23 protein-coding genes, 1 tRNA gene and 3 pseudogenes are annotated in these 25,423 nt (G+C 69.7%); 13 read left to right on the forward strand and 14 right to left on the reverse strand.

All coding sequences use genetic code 11. The features are described 5' to 3' along the window. Positions 1-121: 121 nt before the first annotated feature. A complete protein-coding gene (locus tag OG223_RS22470; protein WP_329251450.1) occupies positions 122-3,376 on the forward strand; it encodes a S41 family peptidase in 3,255 nt (1,084 codons plus the stop codon). Between the two features lie 96 nt (positions 3,377-3,472). On the opposite strand, the gene OG223_RS22475 is transcribed toward OG223_RS22470, so the two are convergent. The 4 genes from OG223_RS22475 to OG223_RS22490 all read right to left on the reverse strand — a co-directional run bounded on the left by OG223_RS22475 (position 3,473) and on the right by OG223_RS22490 (position 7,051). Next, the gene (locus OG223_RS22475; protein WP_329251452.1) at positions 3,473-3,658 is read right to left on the reverse strand and encodes a hypothetical protein; all 186 of its coding nucleotides are present in this window, start codon (positions 3,656-3,658) and stop codon (positions 3,473-3,475) included. Positions 3,659-3,744: 86 nt separating this feature from the next. Further along, on the reverse strand, positions 3,745-4,632 hold the full coding sequence (locus tag OG223_RS22480) for an SDR family oxidoreductase (RefSeq protein ID WP_329251454.1): 888 nt from the start codon (positions 4,630-4,632) through the stop codon (positions 3,745-3,747). Continuing rightward, complete coding sequence (locus OG223_RS22485; RefSeq protein ID WP_329251457.1) at positions 4,629-5,546, reverse strand: alpha/beta fold hydrolase; 918 nt, start codon at positions 5,544-5,546, stop codon at positions 4,629-4,631. The genes OG223_RS22480 and OG223_RS22485 overlap by 4 nt, the downstream gene beginning before the upstream one ends. Continuing rightward, a complete protein-coding gene (locus OG223_RS22490) occupies positions 5,543-7,051 on the reverse strand; it encodes a flavin-containing monooxygenase (protein WP_329251460.1) in 1,509 nt (502 codons plus the stop codon). Before OG223_RS22490 ends, OG223_RS22485 begins: the two co-directional genes overlap by 4 nt. 168 nt (positions 7,052-7,219) lie before the next feature. On the opposite strand from OG223_RS22490, the gene OG223_RS22495 reads away from it, so the two are divergent. After that, the gene (locus OG223_RS22495; RefSeq protein WP_443073848.1) at positions 7,220-7,864 is read left to right on the forward strand and encodes a MerR family transcriptional regulator; all 645 of its coding nucleotides are present in this window, start codon (positions 7,220-7,222) and stop codon (positions 7,862-7,864) included. Between the two features lie 30 nt (positions 7,865-7,894). On the opposite strand, the gene OG223_RS22500 is transcribed toward OG223_RS22495, so the two are convergent. After that, positions 7,895-8,698, reverse strand: coding sequence for an exodeoxyribonuclease III (locus OG223_RS22500; RefSeq protein WP_329251464.1), 804 nt, complete (start codon positions 8,696-8,698; stop codon positions 7,895-7,897). An 81-nt stretch (positions 8,699-8,779) separates the two neighbouring features. Between OG223_RS22500 and OG223_RS22505 the strand changes: the two genes are divergently transcribed. After that, positions 8,780-9,256 carry a GNAT family N-acetyltransferase gene (locus tag OG223_RS22505; RefSeq protein ID WP_329251467.1) on the forward strand — a complete coding sequence of 159 codons (477 nt, stop codon included), beginning with the start codon at positions 8,780-8,782 and terminating at the stop codon, positions 9,254-9,256. 317 nt (positions 9,257-9,573) lie between these two features. Continuing rightward, complete coding sequence (locus OG223_RS22510) at positions 9,574-10,272, forward strand: hypothetical protein (RefSeq protein WP_329251470.1); 699 nt, start codon at positions 9,574-9,576, stop codon at positions 10,270-10,272. Here OG223_RS22510 and OG223_RS22515 read toward each other — a convergent pair. Further along, positions 10,230-11,468, reverse strand: a complete 1,239-nt coding sequence (locus OG223_RS22515) for a DNA cytosine methyltransferase (protein ID WP_329251472.1) — start codon at positions 11,466-11,468, stop codon at positions 10,230-10,232. The two genes, OG223_RS22510 and OG223_RS22515, sit on opposite strands and share 43 nt — an antisense overlap. 439 nt (positions 11,469-11,907) lie before the next feature. Further along, on the reverse strand, positions 11,908-12,741 hold the full coding sequence (locus tag OG223_RS22520) for an ALF repeat-containing protein (protein WP_329251475.1): 834 nt from the start codon (positions 12,739-12,741) through the stop codon (positions 11,908-11,910). A gap of 361 nt (positions 12,742-13,102) precedes the next feature. On the opposite strand from OG223_RS22520, the pseudogene OG223_RS22525 reads away from it, so the two are divergent. Next, positions 13,103-13,393: pseudogene (locus OG223_RS22525) on the forward strand (SDR family oxidoreductase); the annotation flags it as partial. 159 nt (positions 13,394-13,552) lie between these two features. On the opposite strand, the gene OG223_RS22530 reads toward OG223_RS22525, so the two are convergent. Then, on the reverse strand, positions 13,553-15,100 hold the full coding sequence (locus OG223_RS22530; protein WP_329251477.1) for an FAD-dependent monooxygenase: 1,548 nt from the start codon (positions 15,098-15,100) through the stop codon (positions 13,553-13,555). 114 nt (positions 15,101-15,214) lie between these two features. Between OG223_RS22530 and OG223_RS22535 the strand changes: the two genes are divergently transcribed. From OG223_RS22535 to OG223_RS22570, 8 genes and pseudogenes are all read left to right on the forward strand, one after another. Beyond that, positions 15,215-15,712: a MarR family winged helix-turn-helix transcriptional regulator gene (locus OG223_RS22535; RefSeq protein WP_329251479.1), complete on the forward strand. Its 498-nt coding sequence runs from the start codon at positions 15,215-15,217 to the stop codon at positions 15,710-15,712. 369 nt (positions 15,713-16,081) lie between these two features. Continuing rightward, positions 16,082-16,579 (forward strand): annotated as a pseudogene (locus tag OG223_RS22540) (recombinase family protein); the annotation flags it as partial. Positions 16,580-16,665: 86 nt separating this feature from the next. Further along, positions 16,666-17,091: a hypothetical protein gene (locus OG223_RS22545; protein WP_329251482.1), complete on the forward strand. Its 426-nt coding sequence runs from the start codon at positions 16,666-16,668 to the stop codon at positions 17,089-17,091. Next, positions 17,088-17,441: a hypothetical protein gene (locus OG223_RS22550; protein WP_329251484.1), complete on the forward strand. Its 354-nt coding sequence runs from the start codon at positions 17,088-17,090 to the stop codon at positions 17,439-17,441. The genes OG223_RS22545 and OG223_RS22550 overlap by 4 nt, the downstream gene beginning before the upstream one ends. A 174-nt stretch (positions 17,442-17,615) precedes the next feature. Beyond that, on the forward strand, positions 17,616-18,140 hold the full coding sequence (locus OG223_RS22555) for a hypothetical protein (RefSeq protein ID WP_329251486.1): 525 nt from the start codon (positions 17,616-17,618) through the stop codon (positions 18,138-18,140). Between the two features lie 107 nt (positions 18,141-18,247). After that, positions 18,248-19,354 (forward strand): sensor histidine kinase, encoded by a 1,107-nt coding sequence (locus OG223_RS22560; protein WP_443073849.1) that lies wholly within the window; start codon positions 18,248-18,250, stop codon positions 19,352-19,354. Next, positions 19,351-19,841, forward strand: a pseudogene (locus OG223_RS22565) (response regulator); the annotation flags it as partial. The gene OG223_RS22560 and the pseudogene OG223_RS22565, both read left to right, overlap by 4 nt. Before the next feature lie 16 nt (positions 19,842-19,857). After that, positions 19,858-20,370: a hypothetical protein gene (locus OG223_RS22570; protein ID WP_329265928.1), complete on the forward strand. Its 513-nt coding sequence runs from the start codon at positions 19,858-19,860 to the stop codon at positions 20,368-20,370. Between the two features lie 234 nt (positions 20,371-20,604). Here OG223_RS22570 and OG223_RS22575 read toward each other — a convergent pair. The 6 genes from OG223_RS22575 to glp all read right to left on the reverse strand — a co-directional run bounded on the left by OG223_RS22575 (position 20,605) and on the right by glp (position 25,422). Beyond that, positions 20,605-20,678, reverse strand: a tRNA-Ala gene (locus OG223_RS22575). A gap of 61 nt (positions 20,679-20,739) precedes the next feature. Then, positions 20,740-22,110 carry a divisome protein SepX/GlpR gene (gene sepX / locus OG223_RS22580; protein ID WP_329251491.1) on the reverse strand — a complete coding sequence of 457 codons (1,371 nt, stop codon included), beginning with the start codon at positions 22,108-22,110 and terminating at the stop codon, positions 20,740-20,742. A 240-nt stretch (positions 22,111-22,350) separates the two neighbouring features. Beyond that, complete coding sequence (locus OG223_RS22585) at positions 22,351-22,965, reverse strand: GNAT family N-acetyltransferase (RefSeq protein ID WP_329251494.1); 615 nt, start codon at positions 22,963-22,965, stop codon at positions 22,351-22,353. A gap of 20 nt (positions 22,966-22,985) precedes the next feature. Next, positions 22,986-23,528: a MogA/MoaB family molybdenum cofactor biosynthesis protein gene (locus tag OG223_RS22590; RefSeq protein WP_329251496.1), complete on the reverse strand. Its 543-nt coding sequence runs from the start codon at positions 23,526-23,528 to the stop codon at positions 22,986-22,988. Further along, positions 23,525-24,037, reverse strand: coding sequence for a cyclic pyranopterin monophosphate synthase MoaC (moaC, locus tag OG223_RS22595; RefSeq protein WP_329251499.1), 513 nt, complete (start codon positions 24,035-24,037; stop codon positions 23,525-23,527). The genes OG223_RS22590 and moaC overlap by 4 nt, the downstream gene beginning before the upstream one ends. Positions 24,038-24,099: 62 nt before the next feature. After that, positions 24,100-25,422 carry a molybdotransferase-like divisome protein Glp gene (glp, locus tag OG223_RS22600; RefSeq protein WP_329251501.1) on the reverse strand — a complete coding sequence of 441 codons (1,323 nt, stop codon included), beginning with the start codon at positions 25,420-25,422 and terminating at the stop codon, positions 24,100-24,102. Position 25,423: the final 1 nt, after the last annotated feature.

Below are 25,423 nucleotides of genomic sequence, written 5' to 3' on the forward strand. Positions count from 1 at the left end.
GAATGTAGCGCACCTCCCTACGAAACGAAACCGTTTCGTACGTGTGCTGGGTCACCCGTCGCGCCACGCCGGTGATTTTTCATAAGTTGCTCCGGTCCGTCCCCCGGAAAAGCATAGGGAGGTGAGCTATCTGCGCCTGCCGCACCTCAATGGCGACCTCCTGAGCTTCGTGGCCGAGGACGATCTCTGGCTGGCCCCCCTCGACGGCAGGGGCCGCGCCTGGCGGCTCACCGTCGACCGCACGAAGGTCGGCCACCCCCGCTTCTCGCCCGACGGCCGCCACATCGCGTACACGACCTGGCGGAGCCTGGTGCCGGAGATCCATCTGGCGCCGGTCGAGGGCGGTCCCGGCCGCCGGCTGACGTACTGGGGCAGCCCGGACACCCAGGTCTGCGGCTGGACCCCGGACGGCGACATCCTCGCCGTGGCCTCGCACGGGGAGCCGTTCTCCTATTTCACCTGGGCCCACAAGGTCCCCACCGACGGCGACCCCGGCGGCCGGCTCCCCTGGGGCCCGGTCTCCGACATCCAGCTCGCCGACCTCGACGGCGAACACCAGACCCTCCTCCTGACCGGCACCCCACCACACGAACCGGCCGCCTGGAAGCGCTACCGCGGCGGCGCCATGGGCCGCCTCTGGCTGCACGGCCGCCGCCTCCTCGCCGACCTCGAAGGCCATCTGCACTCCCCGATGTTCGTCGACGGCCGCATCGCCTTCCTCTCCGACCACGAGGGCATCGGCAACCTCTACTCCTGTTCCTACGACGGCTCCGACCTGCGGCGCCACACCGACCACGACGCCTTCTACGCCCGGCACGCGGCCAGCGACGGCACCCGGGTCGTCTACCAGTGCGCCGGTGACCTGTGGATCGTCGACGACCTGTCGGCGTCCTCGGTCCCGCACCAACTGGACGTACGCCTGAGCGGGCCACGCGCGGGACGCCGTCCCTACCAGGTACCCGCCGCCCAGCACGTGGACGGCATCTCGGTCGACGAGACGGGCCGGGCGAGCGCCGTCGTGATCCGCGGCAGCCTGTACTGGCTGACCCACCGCGACGGCCCGGCCCGCACCATCACCGACACCCCGGGCGTACGGGTCCGGCTCCCCGAGATGCTCGGCAGCGGCGGGCAGCTCGCCTACGTCACGGACGCGGACGGCGAGGACGCGATCGAGATCGCCTACCTGCCCCGCGCCACCGGCGACCGCGAGCCCCGCCGGCTCGCCTCCGGCGAGGTGGGCCGCGTACTGGAGCTGGTGTCGGACTCGGCGGGCGAGCGCCTCGCGATCGCCGCGCACGACGGACGGCTGCTCCTGCTGGACGCGACGGAGGACGCTGGGGGCACCTCCCGGACGGAGTCTGGGGGAGGCGAGGTCACGGAGCTGATCCGCTCGATCAACGGGCCGGTCCGCGACCTCGCCTTCTCCCCCGACGGCACCTGGCTGACCTGGTCCCACCCGGGCATCGGCCGCAGCCTCCGCCAGATCAAGATGGCCCGGATGAAGGACCGTCTGATCGTCGACGTCACCAACGGCCGCTTCGAGGACGAGAATCCGGTCTTCACCCGGGACGGCCGCTACCTCGCTTTCCTCTCCTGGCGCGGCTTCGACCCGGTCTACGACGTCCACACCGGCGACCTGTCCTTCCCGCTCGGCTGCCGCCCCTACCTGGTCCCCCTCTCCTCGGCCACCCCCTCCCCCTTCGCCCTGACCCCGGAGGGCCGCCCGGCCGCCGGCGGACTCGACGCGGCGGAGGACGACGAGGGCGCGGACGGCGCGGTCACGGTGGAGGTGGAGGGCCTGGAGAGCAGGGTCACCCCGTTCCCGGTCTCGGCCTCCAAGTACTCGGCGCTGTACCCGGTTTCGGGCGGCGGCCTGGTCTGGCTGCGCTGGCCGATCTCGGGCGCGCTGGGCGAGACCTTCGCCAACCCGGACGACACCAGCGGCCGGCCGACCCTGGAGTACTTCAACATCAGCAAGGCGAAGAAGTCCGAACTCGTCGACCACCTCGACTGGTTCGCGGTGAGCGGCGACGGCTCACGGCTGGTCGTGGTCGACGAGGACGAACTACGAGCGGTCCCCTCGACGGAGTCCGGCGACGGAGACTCCACCGTCTGGATCGACCTGCGCCGCATCCTGCACGAGGCCGACCCGTCCGCCGAGTGGCGCCAGTCGTACGAGGAGGCGGGCCGTCTGATCCGCGCGTACTACTGGGACCCGCAGATGTGCGGCATCGACTGGAACGGGGTTCTCGACCAGTACCGCCCCCTGGTCGAACGCGTCGCGTCCCCCGACGACTTCGCGGACCTGCTCCGCGAGGTCCTGGGCGAGTTGGGCACCTCGCACGCCTACGTCACCCCGTCCCGCCGCAACGAGGGCCCGCCCCACTACCAGCGCCGCCAGGGCCTGCTGGGCGCCAACTTCGTGCACAGGGAGGGCGGTTGGACGGTGACCCGCATCCTCCCCGGCGAGTCGTCGGACTCCAAGGCCCGTTCGCCGCTGGCCGGCACGGGCATCCGGGAGGGCGCGGTCCTGACCCACGTGGACGGCCGCCCGGTGGACCAACTCACCGGCCCCTACCCCCTGTTGGCGGGCGCGGGCGGCACGACGGTGGAGCTGACCTTCACCCCGGCGGAGGGCGAGGGCAGAGCACGCCGCGTCGCCGTGGTCCCCCTCGTCGACGAACGCCCCCTGCGCTACCAGGACTGGGTGGCCAAACGCCGGGCCGTGGTACGGGAGTTGAGCGGCGGCCACTGCGGCTACCTCCACATCCCCGACATGGGCGGCTCCGGCTGGGCCCAGTTCAACCGCGACCTGCGCCTGGAGGTCTCCCGCCCCGCCCTCATCGTCGACGTACGCGGCAACGCGGGCGGCCACATCAGCGAACTGGTCGTGGAGAAACTCACCCGCACCATCCTCGGCTGGGACCTGACCCGCAACGCCCAACCGGTGTCGTACGCCTCAAACGCCCCCAGGGGCCCGGTGGTTGCCCTGGCCGACGAGGCGACTTCGTCGGACGGCGACATGATCACGGCGGCCTTCAAACTGCTGAAACTCGGCCCGGTCGTAGGCCAACGCACCTGGGGCGGAGTGGTCGGCATGACCGGCCGCCACCAACTCGGCGACGGCACGGTGATCACGGTCCCCATGAACGCGGCCTGGTTCGACGCGTACGGCTGGTCGGTGGAAAACAGGGGCGTCACACCGGACTTGGAGATCCTGCGCACCCCCCTGGACTGGGCGGAGGGCCGCCACGCCCAGTTGGACGACGCAATCCGGCTGGCGCTTGACCTACTGTCCATCCACCCGGCTGCAACCCCGCCGGACCACAGCGCCGTACCGGACCGCTCAAGACCGAAACTCCCCCCACGTTCTTGAGACAGGGAAGGGTGACGTACTTAGGGGCGCCCCGCACCCACCAACGAAACGTGGGACGCCCCAGAACACAGGGCGTCCCACGCAATCAGACCTCAACTACACGTCGTAGTCCTGGTCCATCTCCCGGTCCATACGCTCCCGCGCACCCTGCCCCGTACGCTCAGCGTCCTCTTCCCGCTGCTGACCGCGGTCCCGCGCCTGGTCCTTGCCCTGGTCCATACGGTCCTTGGCCTTCTCGGCGAGGTCCTTGGCCTTGTCCTGGAACTGGTCCTTCATACCCATGTGGGTTCACTCCCGTAGTGGGGGGGAAACGGCCCTTGGTCGGGCCTCGACCAGATTCACACGCCAGGACAAAGCGCGCATTTCGATCAGTCACGCTGAGTAGCACGAGCCGCTTCGTCCGCCGCCCCACCGGCCCCGACAAGCCCCGTCCGCATCCCTTCCAGCCGAGCCCCGACCCGCCGCATCTCCCGCGTCCCCACCGCCCCGATGACCCCCGGCAGATACCCCCGAACCCCCTGCATCCCCCGCAACCACCACTGCCCGTACACATGACTCGACCGCCGCTCGATCCCGGCGACGATCCGGTCCACCGCCGGCCCCAGCGGATACGTCTTGTTGGACGGCCACGGCAACCGTTCCCGCAACTCCCGCATGACCGCGTCCTGATCGGCCCCGCGCACCATGTCCGTATCGGTCCACGACAGATACCCGACCCCGACCCGTACACCCTTGTAGCCGACCTCCGCACGCAGACTGTGCGCGTACGCCTCGACACCGGACTTGGACGCGCAGTACGCGCTCATCATCGGCGCGGGCGTGATCGCGGCCAGCGACGCGATCTGCAGCAGGTACCCCCGGCTCTCCATCAGCACCGGCAGGAACGCCCGCGCGGTCACGGCGGACCCGATCAGATTCACCTCGATCACCCGCCGCCACGCGACCGGATCGGAGTCGAGGAAAGGCCCGCCGCTGGCGACACCCGCGTTGGCGACGACGATGTCGACCTTCCCGAACCTCTCCTTGACCTCACCCGCCACCCGGGCCATCGCCTCGTGATCCGTCACGTCCGCGTACCAGTGGCCGCTGTCGGTGTGCAGCCGTTCGGAGACCCGCTTGAGTTCGTCCGGCTCCAGCCCGACGAGCGCCAACGTGGCCCCGCGCGCGGAGAGTTTGCGGGCGAGCAACTCGCCGACACCTCGCGCCGCCCCGGTCACGACCGCGACCTGGCCCTCCAGGCTCACCTTGCCGCTCATGCGCCCTCCTTGATGTGTGCGTAGGTGGCGGCCAGTTCACGAATCCTCGCGCTGACCAGCTCCGGCGCCTCGACGGGCGTCATATGGCCGAGCCCGGGCAACTCGGTGATCCCGACACAGTTCGGCAGCGCGGCGACCAGCGCCCGCGCGTGCACCGGCGGCGTCATCCGGTCCGCCGTACCGACGAGGACGGCGGTGGGGACCATCAACTCGCGTACGCCGTCGTCGAGTTCGAGCGAGTCGAGAACGCGCGACCACGCGTGCCGCACCGTCCTCGGGCACGCGTGCACGATCCGCGCACACGCCTCGACCATGTGCGGCGCGGAACCGGGCCCCATCGTCCCGTACTTGAGGATCCGCCGCGCGGCCGGCGTGACCGGCCCGAGCGGCGCCCGCGACCCCAGTATCTTCCGGGTCAGCCAGGTCCGCACCCGCCCGGCCCGCAACGGCACCACGAGCGACTCGTCGACCAGCCGCGAACTCCCCGTACTGCACAGCAGAACGGCCACCGCGTGCTCCCGGAACCGCGCCCGCCCGGCGGCCGCCAGCACGGTCATCCCGCCCATGGAGTGCCCCGCGATCACGGCCTTCTCCCCGGGCGCGAGGGTCTCCTCCAGTACGGCTTCCAGGTCGTCGGCGAGCGCGTCGGTACTGTGCGTGACGGCGGCCGGACTGCGCCCGTGCCCCCGCTGGTCGTAGACGACGACCCGGTGGTCCACCGCCAAGTCCCTTGTCTGCGCGGCCCAGAAGGCCGTGGAACAGGACCACCCGTGCGCGAGGACGACGACGGGCGCCCCCTCGCGGCCGTGCACCTCGACGTACAGCCGGGATCCGTCGGCCGAGGTGACGGTCAACTCCCGGGCGGGGACGGGCGGGGCGTACGGCCCGGACGAGACGTGCATGAGGCGGCTCATACGGCGACCTCGTCCTTCTCGGCCTTCCTGTCGGCCTGCGCCCGCACGACCTCGTACTCCGTGAGGTCCACGCGCCGCGTGGCCTTGCGGAACTCGGTCGTCGTACCCGGCCAGATGGTGGTGTTGCGGCCGCTCGCGTCGAGGTACCAACTGGTGCAGCCACCGGTGTTCCACACGGTCCGCTCCATGCGTTCCTGCACGCGCCGGTTCCAGGCGTCCACGGCGCCGGGCCTGGCGTCGAGGGCGACCCGGCCGCCCAGGACGTCCAACTGCCGTACGTAGTCGGCGAGATAGTTCAGTTGGGACTCGATCATCAGGATCATGGAGGAGTTCCCGAGGCCGGTGTTGGGCCCGATGATGGTCATCCAGTTGGGGAACCCGGCCGCGGAGGCGCCGCGCAGGGCCCGCATCCCGCCCTGCCACGCCTCGGCCAGCGACCGCCCGTCCGCGCCGACGACCCGTTCGGCGATCGGCATGTCCGTGACGTGGAAGCCCGTACCGAAGACGATCGCGTCGACCTCGGCCGTACTGCCGTCGGCGGCGACGACGGTCGAACCGCGGATCTCGCTCAACCCGCTTGCCACGACGTCGACATTGGGCCGGGCGAGGGCCGGGTAGTAGGTGCTGGAGAGCAGGATGCGCTTGCAGCCGATGCGGTAGTCGGGGGTGAGTCTGGCGCGCAGGGCCGGGTCCTTGATGGAGCGGGCCATGTTGCGCCTGGCCAACTGCTCCACCATTCCCAGCTCGTTGGGCCGCTTGGTGAACGCCTGGACCTGCAACTCCCGCAGCCCCCACAGGAGTCCGCGCCTGGCCTGGGTGGTGAAGGGCAGCGCGCGGTGCAGGGCGCGTTCGGCGCCGCTGATGGGGCGGTCGACGCGGGGCATCACCCAGGGCGGGGTGCGCTGGAAGAGGGTGAGGCGCTCCACCTCGGGCTGGATCGCCGGCACGATCTGGATCGCGGAGGCGCCGGTGCCGACCATGGCGACGCGCTTGCCGCGCAGGTCGTAGTCGTGGTCCCAGCGGGCGGAGTGGAAGACCTTGCCGGGGAAGGAGTCCAGACCGGGGATGTCCGGGATCTTGGGGTCGGAGAGCGGCCCGGTGGCGGAGACGACGAGGTCGGCGGAGTAGGAACCGCCGCTGGTCTCGATGTCCCAGCGCAGCCGCTCCGCGTCCCAAGTCATCATCTTCACTTCGGAGTTGAAGCGCAGGTGGGACCGGAGCCGGAAGACGTCCGCGACGTTCTCCAGATAGGCGCGGATGTGCTCCTGCCCGGAGAAGGTGCGCGGCCAGTCGGCGTTCGGCGCGAAGGAGAACGAGTACAGGTGCGACGGCACGTCGCAGGCGCACCCCGGATAGCTGTTGTCCCGCCAGGTCCCGCCCACGCTGTCGGCGCGCTCCAGGACGACGAAGTCGGTGACGCCCTCGCGCCGCAACCGCACCGCGGCCCCCAGTCCGCCGAACCCGGACCCGATCACCGCCACCCGCACATGCTCGTGTTCGGTCATCCCGTGCCCTCCCATACGACCACGCAACCACGCCAGTGAACACTGGCGCAATCGGACTGTAGAGCAGGTCCGTACTCATGGGTAGGGGGCGGGAGGCGGAAAGTTACCGGGGGTACCACGTAGGGTGCGGGCGTGGCGGAGAAGGCAGAACACAAGCGCGAGTACCGCATGGAGGAACTGGCCGAGGAGGCCGGCATCACGGTGCGCACCCTGCGCTTCTACCGCGAGCGCAAACTCATCCACCCGCCGCGCCGGGAGGGCCGTATCGCCTGGTACGACGAGACGCACCTGGCCCGGCTGCGCACGATCTCGGGGCTGCTGGAGCGCGGCCACACCCTCAACGGCATCGCGGAACTCGCCGAGGCCTTCGACCACGGCCGCAACGTCGGCGAGTTGCTGGGGCTGGGCGCCCCCACCGAGGAGACCCCGGTCCGGCTCACCCCGGAGGCCCTCGCCGACTACTTCGGCGACCAGGCCACCCCGGAGAACTTCGCCGCCTCGCTCGAACTCGGCTACCTCGGCACCGACGGCGGCGAGATCGTCCACATCAGCCGCCGCCTCCTGGACGTCACGGCCGCGCTGGTCCGCGAGGGCATCCCGCTGGCCGACGTCCTGGGCGCCGGCCGCCGCGTCCGCGAGCACGCGGAGTCCCTCGCGGACCTCTTCACCGAGCTGGTGCTGGCCCAGGGCGGCCGCACGGCGGAGGACCTGCAGCGCCTGCGGCCACTGGCGAAGAGCGTCGTGGAGGCGGAACTGTCACTGGCGATGGACCGACGGATACAACAGGACGGCCAGGCCCCTCAGAGGCCGTAGACCACCGTCGCCACCGGGCCGCCCGGGGCCTCAGAGGTCGTAGACCACCGTGACCGGCGCGTGGTCCGACCAGCGCTCGTCGTGCGTGGCCGCGCGCTCGACGTACCCCTTGACCGCCTTGGCGGCGAGGCCAGGCGTCGCAACGTGATAGTCGATCCGCCAGCCGCTGTCGTTGTCGAACGCCCGCCCCCGGTACGACCACCACGAGTACGGCCCGTCCACGTCCGGGTGCAGGGTCCGTACGACGTCGACGTACGCCCCGTCCTCCGCGTCGAGGACCCGGCCCAGCCACTCCCGCTCCTCGGGCAGGAAGCCCGAACTCTTCTGGTTGGCGCGCCAGTTCTTGAGGTCGGCCGGCTGGTGGGCGATGTTCCAGTCGCCGCAGACGACGACCTCGCGGCCGTCGGCGGCGGACCGCTCGCGCAACCCCTTCAGATAGGCGAGGAACTCGTCCATGAAGCGGACCTTCTCGTCCTGCCGCTCGGTGCCGACCTCGCCGGAGGGCAGGTAGAGGCTCGCGACGGTGACGCCGGGGAGGTCGGCCTCGACGTAGCGCCCGCTGCCGTCGAACTCGGCCGATCCGAAGCCGACCTGGACACGGTCCGGCTCACGGCGGGTGTAGAGGGAGACGCCCGCGCGACCCTTCGCGGCGGCCGGCGCGTGCACGACGTGCCAGCCCTCGGGGGTGCGGACCCGCTCCGGCAACTGCTCCGGCTCGGCTCGCACCTCCTGGAGGCAGAGCACATCGGCGGAGGTCTCCGCGAGCCACTCCACGAAGCCCTTCTTCGCGGCGGCCCGCAGTCCGTTGACATTTGCTGAGGTCACAATGAGCACCCGGGCACAATACCGGCACACTGGACGGAGTCCGGATTCCCCCTACACCCAGTCCCTACGCATAGAAGTACGATACTCGGCATGAATATACGCCCCGTCCCCTTCGATCACCCCGATGCCGTCAAGCTGAACGACCAGGTCCAGGCGGAGTACCACGAGCGCTACGGCGACGGCGGCGACGCCACGACCCTGGACCCGTCGGACTTCGAACCCCCGCGCGGGGTGTACCTGATCGCGTACGACGAGCACGACGACCCCGTGGCCACCGGCGGCTGGCGCTCCCAGAACGCCAACGGCGAGGGCAACGAGGACGGCGACGCCGAACTCAAGCGCATGTACGTGGTCGCACACGCCCGCGGCCTGGGCCTCGCCCGCCGCATGCTGGCCGCCCTGGAGGAGAACGCCCGCACGGCCGGCCGCACCCGCATGGTCCTGGAAACCGGCACCAAGCAGCCGGAGGCCATCGCCCTCTACACGTCCAGCGGCTACGAGCCCTGCGTGAGGTTCGGCTACTACCGCTTCCACGAGGACAGCAGGTGCTTCGCGAAGGGGTTGTGAGGGGCGGCGGCATCGCTACGACTCCTGCGGCCGCCGTGAGTCTTTCGTGCCGACCGGGGTGGGTCCACACCTGACCACCCCGGGGCGGGGACGGCACACGGAGGAGTGTCGCGTCGAGCACCGACCCCGAACCGATGTCGCGTTCCGATGTCGCGTTCCGATGTCGCGCTCCAGCCCCGAGACAGCATGACGATCACTCCGCGAACCCGGTCGGAACCCTTCTCCAAGGTGAATGGAAACCACTGCGGACATATCGCGCTTACCGCACATACTTCGCCCAGGGTCCCGACCATTGCACGAGATGCCATCATGCGATCATGAGTGTCCAAGACGACAAGCGCGAGAACCAGATGGTGGATCGGTTCAACCTTGAAGTTTCCGAGGATCGCAAGAGATCAGATACCGATGCCTACCTGACCGTCGACGGCCACAGGGTGGCATTCGAGCTCAAATCCGCCACGAGCAAGGGTGTATCCACGGTCCGAGATCTCGGGGCCAATCACTTCGCCAAGTGGAAGAACATTCACTGGATCTTCGGGTTCTACAACACCGCGGGCACTCGCCTTCTGCGCAGCTACTACGCCTCCCCGGACGACATGGCCAAATGGATTTCCGACAAAGCGGAGTACATTCAGCCCGACGTGGAGCTGGCAGAGCACGCAAGCCGTGGAATCACGGAAGGCACTGTGATCAGTCTTCTTGGCGAGAAAGAATTTTACACCAAGAAAGACGCCCAGTGGATCATGAAGAAGCAGTGGTCTGCGGCACGATACACAGAAGAAGCGGATCTCTCGGTCGGAAAAGAGGCCCGCTACTCCTTGGATCGCATGGTGGGCCTCATGCGCGAGCGCTGCCACTACGTGATGTCGCGCGGCGCCACGCTAAACAACCCACACATTCCGCTTACCTACATCAAGAACCTCGCCATGATCACCGACGAGCCCGCGATGAACCTTCGACGACTCGTGCGTGACTACTTGGAGAAGGCGTCGAGCACCGACGACGCGACCGCATAGGCGAGCGGCGGCGGTACCGCGTTGCCGATCTGCCCCAGTGCCATGTAAGTGGCTCCCACGAACGGCCAGTCCTCGGGAAATCCCTGGATCAGCGCCACGTCTGGGACCGACAGCCGGAAGTGGCCGTGCTTGGCGACGAACGCCCGTGCCGCAGCCCGATCGGCAGCCACACCGTTGGGCCAGACCTCCAGACTCTCGAATTTCCGCTGAGCGGCCACACTGTTGAGAATCGAAGTGGTATGGCGCGGCCCCGTCAGGCTGCTCCGGATCGTTGGTGACAGATCATCGACGCCGATATCCGGAAGTCCTAGCGCCTGACGGAGGCCCATACATTTCTGGCCGCCTGCAGTCGATGCATCACCCCAGAAGTGTGTGGGTTCCGGGGCTTTCCAGGCGTTGGCCATTTTCTTTGTTCTGAACCCTACGAAGAAAACGCGGCGTCGCAGCTGCGGCACACCGAAGTCGCTCGCCTGCAGAATAACCTGCTCAATATGGTAGCTACCCGAGAGTGGCGCCACGATGTTCTCGGACACATATTCCGAGAACTTCGGGCTCGCCAGCGCCGGAACGTTCTCCCCGATGAAGGCCGCCGGGCGGATCTCCTTGACCGCCCTGACGAACTGGGGCCACATATCACGTTCGTCCAGATGCCCTTGCTGACGGCCCGCGTTCGAAAAGGGTTGGCAGGGCGGCCCGCCGTGAAGCAGATCTACTTTTCCGCGCCACGGTTTGAAATCGATGCCCCGAACATCGCCCTCGTCATCTCCGCTATAGACAGTCCAGTCACTGCGAGCCTTGCGGAGGGTGTCACCTGCTTCGTCCATCAGCTCAAATGAAGCGGTATGGGTAAAACCGGCGCGCTCCACACCGAGGTCAAGCCCACCACCACCGCTGAAGAGCGAAAGGGAACTCAGCGTGCCGCCCTCGCGCAGGGGCATGAAATCCAGCGGCCGATAATTGGGGACGTTGATCTCATGGATGGGCTCTGGGCCTTCCCCGGCCAAAGCAGAGCGCCGCGCCTCGCGGGAATCGCGTGACATCTTGCGAAATTTTTCTCTTTGCGCTTCTGTCAGTTCACGAGGCTGATGGAAGGCGTAGACGGTGCGAATTCTGCTCGGCACAACTGGTCCCTCTGCCTCGTCGGACTGTGCAGAAGGGTCGAAGAGGCCATGTTGCTGACTGGGACGTTCGGGCATGGCGTGCATCCTACGAGACAAGGGGTGGTTTGTCAGCTGCATGCCTACGTAAGGCTCTGACCTGCGTAGATGCTCGTGTCGTGGGCGTTTGCCGACAGTACGGATGCACTGATTGCGGTGATGTGATGTTGCGCACTCCACGTCGAAACAAGTGCTTGCAGCGCGGCCGGATTCTCGAAATCACCCATCCAGGTAGACCGCTCGAATCGCAGGACACAACCTGAAGGCCAGCGAATCGACTTGGGGCTGGTGCTGCTCCGGGGCGAGTGATCATGGCCCCTCAGACTTACGGCGAGTCGGGCAGTCCGTGGACCTGCCGGTCAAAGCACGACGTCCGGTCATGGCCTTAGCAGGCTCGCCCCAAAACGACTGCCTAAAGTCGTGGAGTCGACCGCGCCAGCGCCACTGTGCAGCAATCCCCTGTACTCGGCGAAGACATTTACGACGGCCGACACAGTGAGGGGGACCGGTCCTGGTCGCCGTGTCCGGGGCAGGAGTTGGGCTCCAGCTCGGGCGCCACGCCGTTGCGCTGCCGGGACCGCTGCGAGCGCATCCCGTCTCGTCGCAGGGTGCACGGCGCGCGCCGTGCTGCCATCGGCACGCAGGCGAAGTGCTCGGCCCCTCCGGGGAGCGCGTGACCCTGGACGCCGACGAGGTGCAGACGCAGCGGACCGCTGAGCTGCGCCTGGTCGGCGGAGGCGTCCGCGTCCCGGGCGTAGCCGGATGCCTCACGTGCGGAGTCGCCGGCCCGGTTGGCCGCGTCTTGTGCCTTGTCGGCAGCGCCGTTGGCAGCGAACGCGGCCTGGGATGACGGCCAGGCGTTCGACCGTGCTGTGGCGGAGATCGCGTCGGCCTGCGCGATCAGCCCCGTGACCTGTGCGACATGGGTGGCGGCGAGCTGGTCTTTGCGGTCGGCCATGTACTGCCCGACGGCTATGAAGTCGTGCAGAGCGGCGGCGTGGCCGGCCAGGGCCACCTTCGCGGCTGCCTGAACTTCCGGTCCGCCGGCGTTGACGAGCTTGGATGCCTCGACTTCCATGTCGACCGCACCGGCGGTGTACTGGCCGGTGGTGTAGAAGTCGCTGACGGTTCTGTCGTCGCCGGCGAGAGCAGTGGCGGCGGCCGTACGGACGCTTGCGTAGGGGCTGTTGGTGCTCAGATCGGTGACCCCATCACGGGTCTCGCGCCGCTCAGCCGTGTCCCAGCCGGTGCGCAGGAACGTCACGACGTCCTCGTCCGTGCCGCAGAGGGCGTCGGCGGCGGCCTGACGCACCCAGGGGCCACGCGAGTGGTCACCGAGCGAGCCACGGTGACCACCAATCGCCTTCGGTGGCCTGCCCTCGTGTCGACTTGGTGCACCCTCCAACCGTGTCGCGACCGGTCACGGTGGACCTCACCAACCGTCGAGGCGCCACCGCTCACACCGCGGCCAAGCCGCTCGTCCCATCCCCACAGACGAACGACTACGGCCCCCACCCGAGCAAGGGCTCCCGGAGATCTGCCAGAGGCCACCGCTCACCGTCCGCCCCGGCGGCCTCGGTGCCCTCGACAAGAACCGACAGGACCGGCACTACCTTCATCCGTCCTGGAGCGACGCCTACCGGCCCGCCCGAGCCAACATCGAGGGCCTCAACGGCATGGCGCTCTACGCCTCCAGCAAGTCCGCGCTCCACGGACTCACCCGCGGACTTGCCCGCGAGCTGGGCCCCCGCGGCATCAACACCGTGCTGGTCCAGCCCGGCCCCACCGACACCGACGCCAACCCCGCTGACGGCCCCCAGGCCCACCGCATGCGCGACCTCACCCCGCTGGGCCGCTACGGCCGCCCCGACGACATCGCCGCGATGATCGCCCACCTCGCCGGAGAAGGCGGACGCCACATCACCGGCACCACCATCACCATCGACGGCGGCCTCAACTCCTAGGACATTTTCTGGGGGTCCGGCGCCCAGCGCGATGCGGTGTGCCGCAGCCGGCCCGGGCAGGGATCTGCCCGGGCCGGCTGCGGCACACCGCATCATCCGACGATGTTGCGGAGGATCGCCGGCTTTCGGTGCTGTCCGCCGTGTGTCCAATGCAGCGGGTCACAGGCCGTTGGTGGCGGCCAGGGCGAGGACGGCGGCCAGGTCGTCGGCGGGGCGGCGGGTGGCGATGTAGCCGTCGGGGCGGATGAGGACGAGTTCGTCGCCGGTGACCCGGTAGGCGTGGTGGGCGAGGTCGTCGGTGTCGATGACGGTGTTGGCGCCGGTGGCGGTCAGGTCGGTGGTCACCCGGATGGTGCGCGGGCCGTCGGGGGCCTGCTGGACGGCGTCGCTCCCGAAGGAGAGCAGGGTCCACTGGGGGCCGCGCAGCAGGTCGAACAGGCGGGTGGGGCTGCCGGTGTCGGCGTTGCGGCAGGGCGCGTCGGGGGCGCGGACCCCCGCGCCGGGGCCGTGGGTGAGGGGGCTGCCGGTGTAGGCGATGCCCAGGCCGGTGGTGCGGTCGTCGGTGAGTCCCTGCTGGGCGGAGGGGCCGTCGCCGGCGGCTGCCGTGCGCATCACGTTGCCCAGGCGGGTGGTGCTGTCGTCCAGGACGTTGCGGGCGACGGGGCGGCGCTCGTGCTCGTAGGTGTCGAGCAGGGCCGGGTCGGCGCCGTCGAGGAGGGCGGCGAGCTTCCAGCCGAGGTTGTAGGCGTCCTGGATGCCGGTGTTCATGCCCTGGCCGCCGGCCGGGGAGTGGATGTGGCCGGCGTCGCCGGCCAGGAGGATCCGCCCGGAGCGGTAGCGGTCGGCCAGGACCACGTTGATCCGGTAGAGGGAGAGCCAGGCGACGTCCTGGATGACCACGCCCGGGACTGTGGCGCGCTCGGCGAAGATGCGGCGGAACAGCTCCAGCGACGGCTCCTCGGGCTCGGCCTGGTCGGCGGGGATGGATGCCTGGAACTGCCACAGGTCGGTGCCGGGCAGCGGGAACAGCGACAGCAGGCCGTCTTCCTTGCTGGTCCACAGGTGCTGGCAGTGGCGGGACAGGCCGGTGACGCGGACGTCGCCCAGGTGCCAGCGCTGGTCGGTCAGGGAGACGCCGTGCATGTCGATGCCGGCCAGCGCGCGGACGGTGCTGCGTCCGCCGTCGGCGCCGACGGCGTAGCGGGCGCGCACGGTGCGGCTGCCCGCGTCGGGCCCGGCGGTGACGGTGGCGGCGACGCCGTCGTCGTCCTGCTGGAGGTCGGTGACCTCGCTCCCCCAGTGGATGGCTCCGCCGAGTTCGGCCAGGCGGTCGCGCAGAATCTGCTCGAAGCGCGGCTGGGAGAGCCAGACCGGCGGGTAGGGGGCGTCCGTGGTGTGCGCACCTCCGGCGAGCTCCACCGCCTCGGAGACCACCTGCTCGCGGTCGTAGCGGCGGGTAGGGACGTTCACCCGGCCCTGGGTCAGGACGCGCCCGGCCACGCCGAGGTCGTCGACGACCTCCATGGTGCGGGGCTGGATGGTCTTGGCGCGGGAGGCGGTGCTGGGCGTGGTGGAGCGTTCCAGGAGGAGGAAGCCGATGCCGCGTCGGGCCAGGTCGCAGGCCAGGGTCAGGCCGGCGGGACCGGCGCCGATGATCAGGACGTCGGTCGTGGTCGGGTTCGCGGTGGTGGGAGTGGGCTCGTTCATGGCGTTGATTACCTACCTTAGGTATCATGTTTGACGGCGGCCCGATCTCCCGCGAGGTCGGCTTCCGGAAGATACAATATACCTACGTTAGGTATCTATCAAGGGAGCGTGGACATGGATCCTCTCAGCAAGACGGCGACCGGGCTGCTGCCGCACCTGCTCCAGCTGCGGACCCTGCTCAACCGCGGGCAGCTCTACGAACAGGCCGTCCAGGAAGCAGGAGTGGCACTGGACCGGCCCGCCATGACGATCCTGGTCATCCTGGACGCCGCCGAACGCCCGCTGCGGGTCGGCGAGATCGCCACCCGCATGCAGGTCGTCGGACCCCACGTCACCCGCCACCTCAACAGCCTGGAAAAGCGGTCGATCATCAAGCGCGTCCCCGACCCCGAAGACCAAAGGGCCCGCCTGATCGCCCTTACCCCGTCCGGGCAGCGGATCGTCCAGCAGTACACCGCCATCGTCAACGGCTGGTTCACCGCGGCGCTCGCCCAGTGGCCCGACCACGACCGCACCGAGCTCATCCGTCTGCTCACCCGCCTGACCGGCGACCTGACCACCCAATTCGACGCCGTCGCCGCCGGCGGCACCCCGGCCCGGGGCGAGGACTGAAAGGCACTGCGGGACCAGATCGCCAACCGGCAAGCGCCGCGGCACCTACGACGGACGCAGGCTGAGCCACCACGAGCCCTGAGCCCGCAGAGTGCCCGCACGCGGAACACCCGACGGTCGGAACAACAGCTCCACGGAGCCGTCTGACCGGCCATCCAGGCGCAGGCTGCGGAGTGGGGCGACGGGGCGCACGCCAGCTCTATGGTGCCGTCAATCGCAGTCACGCCAGCGCTGGGCACCTCTCACAAATGACCAGATGCGAGAGTTCTGAGAACACCCTCCGGGCGATCGCGTTTCCGCAGGTCGCCATTTGCAGAAAACCTCTCAAAACCTCGTCGTTCTGCCAAACAGTTCTGACGGACTTCCGGGGTGGACCTGTCGCCCGATCAAGCAGCAAATGCGGTAGAACGAAACGACTTTCCGAAGTGTGAAGCCCCGGCCGGGAGTCCGTGCCGCACCCGCGGCGGGAAGACCGCGACGAAGTACCACACCCCGCGCTTCATCCTCGTCCCCGCGCTCCGCGAAGAACTCGACGTCCGCATCCCCGAGGACCGCAGACCCGGCCAGGCGTGGAAGCCGGGACCGCCGGTCGGGGCGGCACCCGTCGCGCCGGCCGCGAAGCCGATCCGGATCGGGTGCGCCCGGTGCTCGACCGCCCAGCAGGAACTCCAGTCCCAACTCGATGCCCTCGCCCTCGCGCAGTGCAAGCGCGTCTTCTCCGAGAAGATCAGCACCCGCGTCAAGGTGCGGCCCGAGCTGGAGGAAGCGCTCAAGCTCGCGTACGACATCAAGGAGGCCGCCCCCGACCAGGAGATCATCCTCACCGTCCACGAGCTGAAGCGCCTCGCGCGTAACGCGGCCGAGCTGATGACCCTGTCCACCCAGCTCCAGACCGCCAGCGTCCAGCTCGAACTCCTCACCGGCCCCTCCCCGGCATCTACGACCCCAAGGGCATGGGCCCCATATTCCTCGCCGTCCTCGCCGTCGACGCCCAACTCGACCGCAACTACATCCGCGAGAAGACCCTGGAGGGCCAGGTCACCGCGGCGAGCAAGGGCAACCACGGCGGACGCCCCAAGGTCATCGACGACGACTCCCTCACCTTCGCCGTCGCGCTGAAGGACAAGGGCGTCCCCGTCCCGGAGATCGCGAAGAAGCTCACCATCAAGACCGGCAAGAACGTGGGCAAGCACTCCTCGGTCGCCTCGCTCCACCGGGCCCTGGCCGAAGCCGAGGAGGCCGACGCTTCCGACGAAGCACAGGTCATCGGCCCCCGGCGGCAGGTCCGCGCCCGCATCACCGGCCCCGGCAGCGGCACCGACCCGGAGCTGATGGAACGGCTCACCCGGCAGGTACTCGACGGAAAGGCAGACGTATGAGCGACGACGAGCAGAACGTCACCCGGATCGGACGCCCGCAGCCTCCCCACGACTACAAGACGTACCACGGCCCCGTCGAGACCAAGACCCGTGAGAACAACGTCCAAGTCATCACGTTCACCGCCTCCGAGGAATCCGACCTCCTCCACGCGGCCGGCTCGTGGATGGCGGAGAACCTCGACGCCGTCCTCATCGGCCTGAACTGGATCGGCGACTTTCTGTCCCCGCACGACATCGACCCGCCCGGCCCCCACTCCACCGCTTGGACCTCACCGTCGACCTCGGCACCACACCGCCCGCCGGCCATCCTCAAGGTCCCGACCAGCCCTGCGGCCAGCCGCACAGACTGATCACCGGTACGCCAGCGCGGGGCAACAAAGCGCGCAGCAATCACGCTGCCGACGTCTTCCTTGGTGTGGCGTCGCCCGGCAGGTGGGGTGGACATCGGGGAGCGGTTGATCTCCACCCCCGTTTCCACCCATGGGTCCAGGTGCTGTGAGCCACATCGCAGCAGTCTTGAGGGCATGACAACGACCGAGTGGATCACCGACATCGCCCTCATCCTCGTCGTCTTCCGGCAGCTGCGGGAAGGCCGACTCGACCTCAAGTCCTTCCTGATCCCGCTGGGGATCGTGACCTTCGTGGCCTACTCCTACCTGGACAGCGTTCCTACCGCGGGCAACGACCTGCTGCTGATCGGGGTCCTGATGAGCGTGGGTGCTGCGCTCGGCGTCGCCGGCGGCATCTGCACCCGGCTCCGAACCGTTGGCGAGCACGTCCTGATCAAGGCCGGTGCGGTGTCGGCGATCCTGTGGGTAGTGGGCATGGGGGCGCGGATGGGTTTCCAGATGTGGACCGAGCACGGGGGTGGCGCCGACGACGTCGCCCGGTTCAGCATCACTCACCACATCACCAGCGAGGATGCCTGGGTAGCGGCGTTCGTGTTGATGGCACTCACCGAAGTGGTCACGCGGCTGGCCACGATCTTCATACGAAGCCGGACCCGGACGGTGACCCACCCCGTGCCCGTCCTCGACCGTACGGCCTGACCGTGCGTTATGTTCTGCCCGTGTTCGCAACCGAGAGCGCCCCTCCCCACGGGAAGACCGCGGCCCAGGGGGCGGGCTCGCGGCCGGTTCCCGGACAGGACCCGCGTGTGCAGTGGGTGCTGACCCTCGCGGTCATCGTCGTCGGAATCCTGACGATCCGGCCCATGGGTTTCAGCGGCCGGGGTCTGACCGTCGCTGTCCTCTTCGTGATCAACTCTGCGGCGCTGCTGGCCCGGCGCCTGCCCGAGAGCAAGGTTCCCCAGCATCTCGCTCTCGTCTGGCTGTCCCTCGGCGTCGTCGCGGCGGCCGCTCTGATCGGCGCCGGCCGCAGCGGAACGACTTACCTTTTCGCCTTCTTCCTCGCCGGTCACATCGGATACCGGCTCGAGACCAAGCCGGCCCTCGTTCTCGCGGGGATCTGCAGTCTGCTCTGCGGCGGTGTCCTGTACTTCCACCTCGGGCCGGGGCACCTCCTGTTGCCCTGGGCACTCGGTCTCGCCACCGGCGCCCCGGTCCTGGTCGGCATCGTCAACCGCAGTCAACGCCGGGCCGTACTGGCGGCGATCGCGGCAGCCGAGTCGGCCGAACGCGCCGCCCGGGCCGAGGCCCAGACCGCCGTGCTGACCGAGCGCAGTCGGATCGCACGGGACGTGCACGACGTTCTGGCGCACTCGCTGGCCGGGATCAACATGCAGTTGGAGCTGGCCGATGCACTGATCGACACCGGTGACCTGGAGAAGGTCCGGGAGGCCAACAACAAGGCCCACGGCCTGGTCAAAGAGAGCCTGAAACAGGCTCAGTGGACCGTGCACGCGCTGCGCGAGGACTCGCTGCCGCTGCTGGAGAGCCTGGCCGCGATGCTCGAATCGTCGGGTCACCGTGGCGTTCTCACCGTCACCGGGACCGTCCGTGAGGTGCCGGTCCAAGTGACCCAGAATCTGCTGCGGATCGCCCAGGAGGCGCTGACCAACGCCGCTCGGCACGCTCCCGGGGGAGATGCCGGCGTGGAGCTGACGTTCGCCGCCTCCTCGACCACACTGAGGATCTGCAACCGCCCCGCCACCCGTGAGGTGACCGCGGGCGTCGGTAGCGGGATGGGGTTGATCGGAATGCGCGAACGCGTCGCTCTGCTGGGCGGAACCGTCACCGCGGGCCCGGTCACCGAGGGACCGGATCAGGGCGGCTGGCAGGTGGAGGCAGTGATCCCGGGATGAGTGAACCGACCGAGAAGCCGCAGCGGTTGAGGGTGGTCGTCGCCGACGATCAGGCCGCCGTTCGGGAGCCGCTCGCCGCAGTGCTCGGGCTGTCCGAGGACATCGACGTCGTCGGGCCGCCGCGGACGGAAGCGAGGTGCTGACGGCTGTTGCCGCCGGGCCGGTGGACGTCGTGCTGATGGACCTGCGCATGCCCGTGATGGACGGGATCGAGGCAACCCGTCGGCTGGGCGAGGAGTACCCGGAGGTGGCGGTGGTCGTGCTGACCACCTTCGCCGACGACGACTCGATCCTGGGCGCGCTGAGCGCAGGAGCCCGTGGTTACCTGGCCAAGAACGCGGGACGCCAGGACATCACCCGGGCGATCCGGGCCGCTGCCGCCGGTCAGTCCGTGCTCGACCGCGAGGTCCAGGACCGGCTGCTCGCCACCGTCAGGACCAAGGCGCCGGTGCCGGGACAGGCCCTGCCCGAGGACCTCACACCCCGCCTCCCGGCCAGTGCCTGTGGACCTCACCAACGCGCGCGCCACCGCCGCCCACACAGCGGCCAAGCCGCCCGTTCCCATTCCCCAGACCGAACGGCTGCGGCCACCGCCAGCGGACCATCTGCCGAAGATCTGCCAGAAGCCCACCATCACCGTCCGCCCCGGCGACCTCGGGAAGATCGACAAGTACCGGCAGGACCGGCACTACCTCGACCCGGCCTGGCAGGACGCCTACCGCCCCGGCCGAGCCAACATTGAGGGGTTGAACGGCAGGGCCAAGAGCCACGGCATCGATATCGCCGACCCCCGCCAGCGACTCGCCCACGGCCGCGTCGCCCAGACCATCCTCCTCGCCTTGATGATCCTCACCATCAACCTGGGCATCCTGCTCGCCTGGGACCAGACCACGACGGAGACTTCCTCCAACGCCGTCCCCGCAGACTCCACGACACCGAACGGGCTCACGCCACCGCCGGTCATCGCAACCGGACTCCCCCCGCCCCGCCGGCCCCCGGACGCCACAGCAAACTGACACCTCAGTAGCGCGCCGAGAGCATCCACGCGCCCACCGGCGACTCCAGCCTGCCTTGAGCACCCGTCTTCACCCGCGCTCACCGCGAAACCCCACCGAGCACGCCCCCACAGCCATCGCCACGTTCGGACACCGCCTCGAACAAGCCCAGCACATGCAAAGATCCCGCCCGATCAACAGATCGGACGGGATCTCGTCAACTACTCCCGAGCCAACTCAAGAACAGTCGTGCGGTGGACCTGTGGGGATTTGAACCCCAGACCCCCTCGATGCGAACGAGGTGCGCTACCAGACTGCGCCACAGGCCCTTGCAACGAGTGAAACTCTAGCATCCCCGTCAGGGTGCTTGGAAATCCGTTCCGTGCCTGGTCACTCGTTGGCCGCGCGGGGCCGTTCGCCGTCCTCGTACTGGTCGAAGAGGGGGGTGCGGCCCCGCTCGCGGGCGCGGCGGGCGGAGGCGGCGCGGCGGGCGTCGGTGCGGCCGTCCGCCGTCGTCCTGTCCTCCGACGGGTCCTCCCCGTCCTCGTCCCGGGCGTCGTCCCTGACGTCCCCGGCATCGTGGTCGTCCCGTGCGCCGGACTGCGCTTCCTGCTCCGGTGCCACGGAACTGGAGCGCGCCGAGCTCCACGCGTCCGGCGCCCCGAGGTCCACGTCGGACGTGGCGCGCGGCGCGACCGGCGCGGTGACGTACGTCGGCAGCGGCACCGGTACCGGGTCCCAACTGTCGCCCTGGCCGGGCCTGCGCTGCCGCTCGCGCTGCTGGTCGACCCACTCGGCGTGGTCGGTCTGCTCGACGAGGGCGCGGCGGTCGGCGGCGAGCGCGGACAGCCCGGGGTCCGTCTCCGATTCCGGGCCCTCCTCGGTGTCGTCGATCGTGGCGTCCACGGAGGCGCGCCTGCGCGGCTGACGCTCCCGCAGTCGCTGAGCGGCGACCTCGGCCTGGCGCCGGTCCATCTGGTAGGCGAAGCGGCGGCGTTCCTGGGAGCGCAGGTAGGCGATGTACCCGCTGAGCAGTACCGCCGGCACGCCGGGCGCCCAGAGCAGGGCGAGCCCGCCGACCGCCGCGACGATCGCGCCGAGTGTGAAGGCGAGGAAGAGCATCACGGTGGTACGTCGGCGGCGCGCGAGCACCTTCACGCGCCGGGCGCGCGCTGCCGCGGCCTCCTCGGCGGGGGTGCGCCGCGCGACCGGGACGCGCTTGCGGGCAGGCCTGGAGGCGGACTTGGGTGCCTGGGCGGGAACTTGCTGGGGTGCCGGGTTGACCGCCTGGTCGCGGACTTGCTCACGTGCCGGTTCGCGAACCGGCTCACGCTCGGCTTCGCGCGCCGATTCACGCCCCGCCGCACGCTCCGGTTCGCGCACGACCGCACGGTCCGATTCGCGCCCGGCCCCACGCTCGGGTTCTCGCGCCGCTTCCGGCCGCTCCTGGCTCTGCTGCCGGACGGACGCGCGCACCTGGGAACGGGCCGGGGGCATGGCGAAGGCCCGGACGTCCACCGAGTCGGTGACGGCGTCCGGCACGACGGCGCTGGGCTCCCCCTCCTCGGCGGAGCGCGCCCGCAGGTCCTTGGCGTACCGGCGCTCCATTCCCGCCCGTCCGGACAGCAGCCGGATGGCGGTGCTGAAGCGTTCCGTCGGACGGGCCTCGTTCAGCTCGTCCTGCCTACGGAGCCACATCGGCACCAAGTAGGCGGCCCAGGCCCCGACAATGACTGCGTAGATGAGGCCGCTGCTGCTCACGCCTCACACGGTAGAGGGGTTTGAGTGAGGCCATCTGCCAATTGAGCCGGTGTGTCGCACGATCTGGCTGATATTTCGAGCTTTTTTTGTGACGGATGCGATCAACAGGCCGCCGAGTTGGCGAATTCATTGCCCCAAGGCGGTCATCCGTCGATCACTTTCGAACACTTATTCCATTTCCGAGGATCCGGGCTTCCGGGGCTCCGGCCTTCCGCCCGTCCGGGCCCAACAGGCTCCCCGCTACGCGGGATTGTCGTGCGGGGTGCTCCGGGAGCGCGCCCGCTGCCAGCGGGCCAGCAGCCCCTCGGGCACCTCTTCCGCGGTGAGCGCGAAGACGAGATGGTCGCGCCAGGCGCCGTCGATGTGGAGATAACGGGGTCTGAGCCCCTCCTCACGGAATCCGAGTTTCTCGACGACCCGGCGGCTCGGGCCGTTCTCCGGGCGAATGCAGACCTCGATGCGGTGCAGTCCCACGGCACGGAAACAGTGGTCGACGACGAGCGCCACGGACGTCGGCATCACTCCGCGCCCGGCCACCGACTCGTCCACCCAGTAGCCGATGTGACCCGAGCACATCGAGCCCCAGGTGATCCCGGCGACCGTCAACTGCCCGACCAGGCGCCCCTGGTACTCGATGACGAACGGCAGCATCCGGCCCGAGTTCGCCTCGGACCGCAGGTGCCGCACCATCTGCCGGTACGTCGGCCGGTGCGCGATCGGCCCGCTGGGGGTGGGCGGCGGAATGGTCGCCTCCCAGGGGCGCAGCCAGTCCCGGTTGCGCCGGTTGACCTCGCGCCAGTCCCGCTGGTCACGCAGTTTTATCGGCCTCAGGACGATGTCGCCGTCCACCAGCACGGCGGGCCAGGATGGGCTGTTCAGCTCGCACCCCCACTGGTGTCGGCGGGTCTGGGGTGATCGCCGCCTCGGATCTGGTCGACGGCGTGCGCCAGCAGGGGCTCCAGGACGGCGAGGCCGTCCCGCACCCCGCCGGCGGAACCCGGCAGGTTGACGATCAGTGTGCCCCCGGCGACTCCGGCAAGGCCACGGGAGAGCGCCGCGGTCGGCACCTTCTCCCGGCCGTACGCCCGGATGGCCTCGGCGATGCCCGGCACTTCGTAGTCGATCACCGCGCGGGTGGCCTCGGGGGTGCGGTCGGTGGGCGAGACGCCGGTGCCGCCAGTGGTGACGACGGCGTCGTAACCGGCTTCTATGGCTGCGCGCAGGGCGGCCTCGACCGGGCGGCCGTCGGGGACCACCTGCGGTCCCTCGACCACGAACCCGAAGCGCTTGAGGCCGTCGGTGACCAAGGGGCCGCCCTTGTCCTCGTAGACCCCAGCGGCTGCCCGGTTGGAGGCGGTGACCACCAAGGCCCTGTACGGCGCGGGCAGCGCGCCGCCGGCCGAATCGTCGGGGCTCATGTCCGGCTCCAGTCCCCCGACTTGCCGCCCGTCTTCTCCTCCACGCGCACGTCCGTGATGACCGCTCCCTTGTCGACCGCCTTGACCATGTCGATCACGGTGAGCGCGGCGACAGAGACCGCGGTGAGCGCCTCCATCTCGACGCCCGTACGGTCCGTCGTCCTCACGGTGGCCCGGATCCGTACGGAGTCGTCCGCGACCGACAGATCCAGTTTCACACCCGACACCGACAACGGGTGGCAGAGCGGGATCAGGTCCGGGGTGCGTTTGGCGCCCATGATCCCCGCGATGCGCGCGGTGGCCAGGGCGTCGCCCTTGGGGACCCCTTCGCCGCGCAGCAGTTCGACCACGCGGGGCGAGACGAGGACGCGTCCGCTGGCGGTGGCGGTGCGCGCGGTCACGTCTTTGCCGGACACGTCGACCATCCGGGCGGCGCCCGCGTCGTCGATGTGGGTGAGGCGGTCTTGCGCAAGGGGTCCGGGGGTGTCCCCCCGGAAAGGCTCAGTCATGCTGTGTGGCGCTCCCGGTCCGGGCGTGTTGTGCGCGACACGGTACCGCCAACCGCGAGTGGTCAGCGGAGCAGGACCACCTGGACCTCGGTGCCGGGCTCGACGGACTCGACGTCCTCGGGGACGACGATCAGCGCGTCGGCGAGCGCGAGGGCCGCGACCAGGTGCGATCCGGCGCCCCCTACGGGGGTCACCTCGCCGTCGGCGTACGTTCCGCGCAGGAACTGTCTGCGGCCCTTGGGGGAGGTCAGCGCCTTGTCCGTGGTGAGGGTGGCCCGGGTCGTCGGGCGGTGGACGTCGTCGAGGCCCATCAGGGTGCGGATCGCGGGCCGGGCGAACAGTTCGAAGGAGACGTACGACGACACGGGGTTGCCGGGGAGGGCCAGCAGCGGGATGTGGTCGGGGCCGATGGAGCCGAAGCCCTGGGGTTTGCCGGGCTGCATCGCGAGCTTGCGGAAGTCGATCCCGGCGCCCGCCTCGTCCTCGTCCCCCACGGAGGACAACGCCTCCTTGACGACGTCGTACGCCCCGACGCTCACGCCGCCGGTGGTGACCAGGAGGTCGGCGCGGACGAGCTGGTCCTCGATGGTGTCACGGAGGGTCTCGGCGTCGTCGGCGACGGCGCCCACCCGGTAGGCGATGGCGCCGGCGTCGCGGGCGGCGGCGGTGAGGGCGAAGCTGTTGGAGTCGTAGATCTGGCCGTCGCCCAACTGCTCGTCGGGCTGGACGAGTTCGCTGCCGGTGGACATGACGACCACGCGGGGGCGGGGGCGGACGCGGACCGTGCCGCGGCCGATCGCGGCGAGCAGGGCGATCTGCGGCGGGCCGAGGATCGTGCCGGCGTCCAGGGCGCGGTCGCCCGCCTTCACGTCGCTGCCCGTCGCACGTACGTGCGCGCGTGCCTCGGCCGGGCGGTACACCTGCACCTGGCCGCCGGCGGCCTCGGGGGCCTGGCTGCGGGCCCGCATGCCGGTGACCGGGCCGTCGCCGAGGCCTCCGTCGGTCCATTCCACGGGGACGACGGCCTCGGCGCCGGGCGGGAGCGGGGCGCCGGTCATGATGCGGGCGGCCTCTCCGGGGCCCACGTGGAGCGGCTCGGCCCGGCCCGCCGCGACGTCGCCGACGACCGTCAGGACGGCGGGGAACTCCTCGCTCGCGCCCGCGACGTCCGTGACCCGCACCGCGTACCCGTCCATCGAGCTGTTGTCGAAGGGCGGGAGCGAGACCGGCACCGTGATGTCCTCGACCAGGACGCAGCCCTGGGCGTCGAGCAGTTGCAGCTCGATGGGTTCCAGGGGGCGGACGGTCGCGAGGATGTCCTCCAGGTGCTCGTCCACCGTCCAGAGGTGGTCGGGTCCTGGGGTGCGGTTCGCGGCGGTGCTCAAC

Origin of the sequence: Streptomyces sp. NBC_01478 (assembly GCF_036227225.1) — a bacterium.
Taxonomy (GTDB): Bacteria; Actinomycetota; Actinomycetes; order Streptomycetales; family Streptomycetaceae; genus Streptomyces.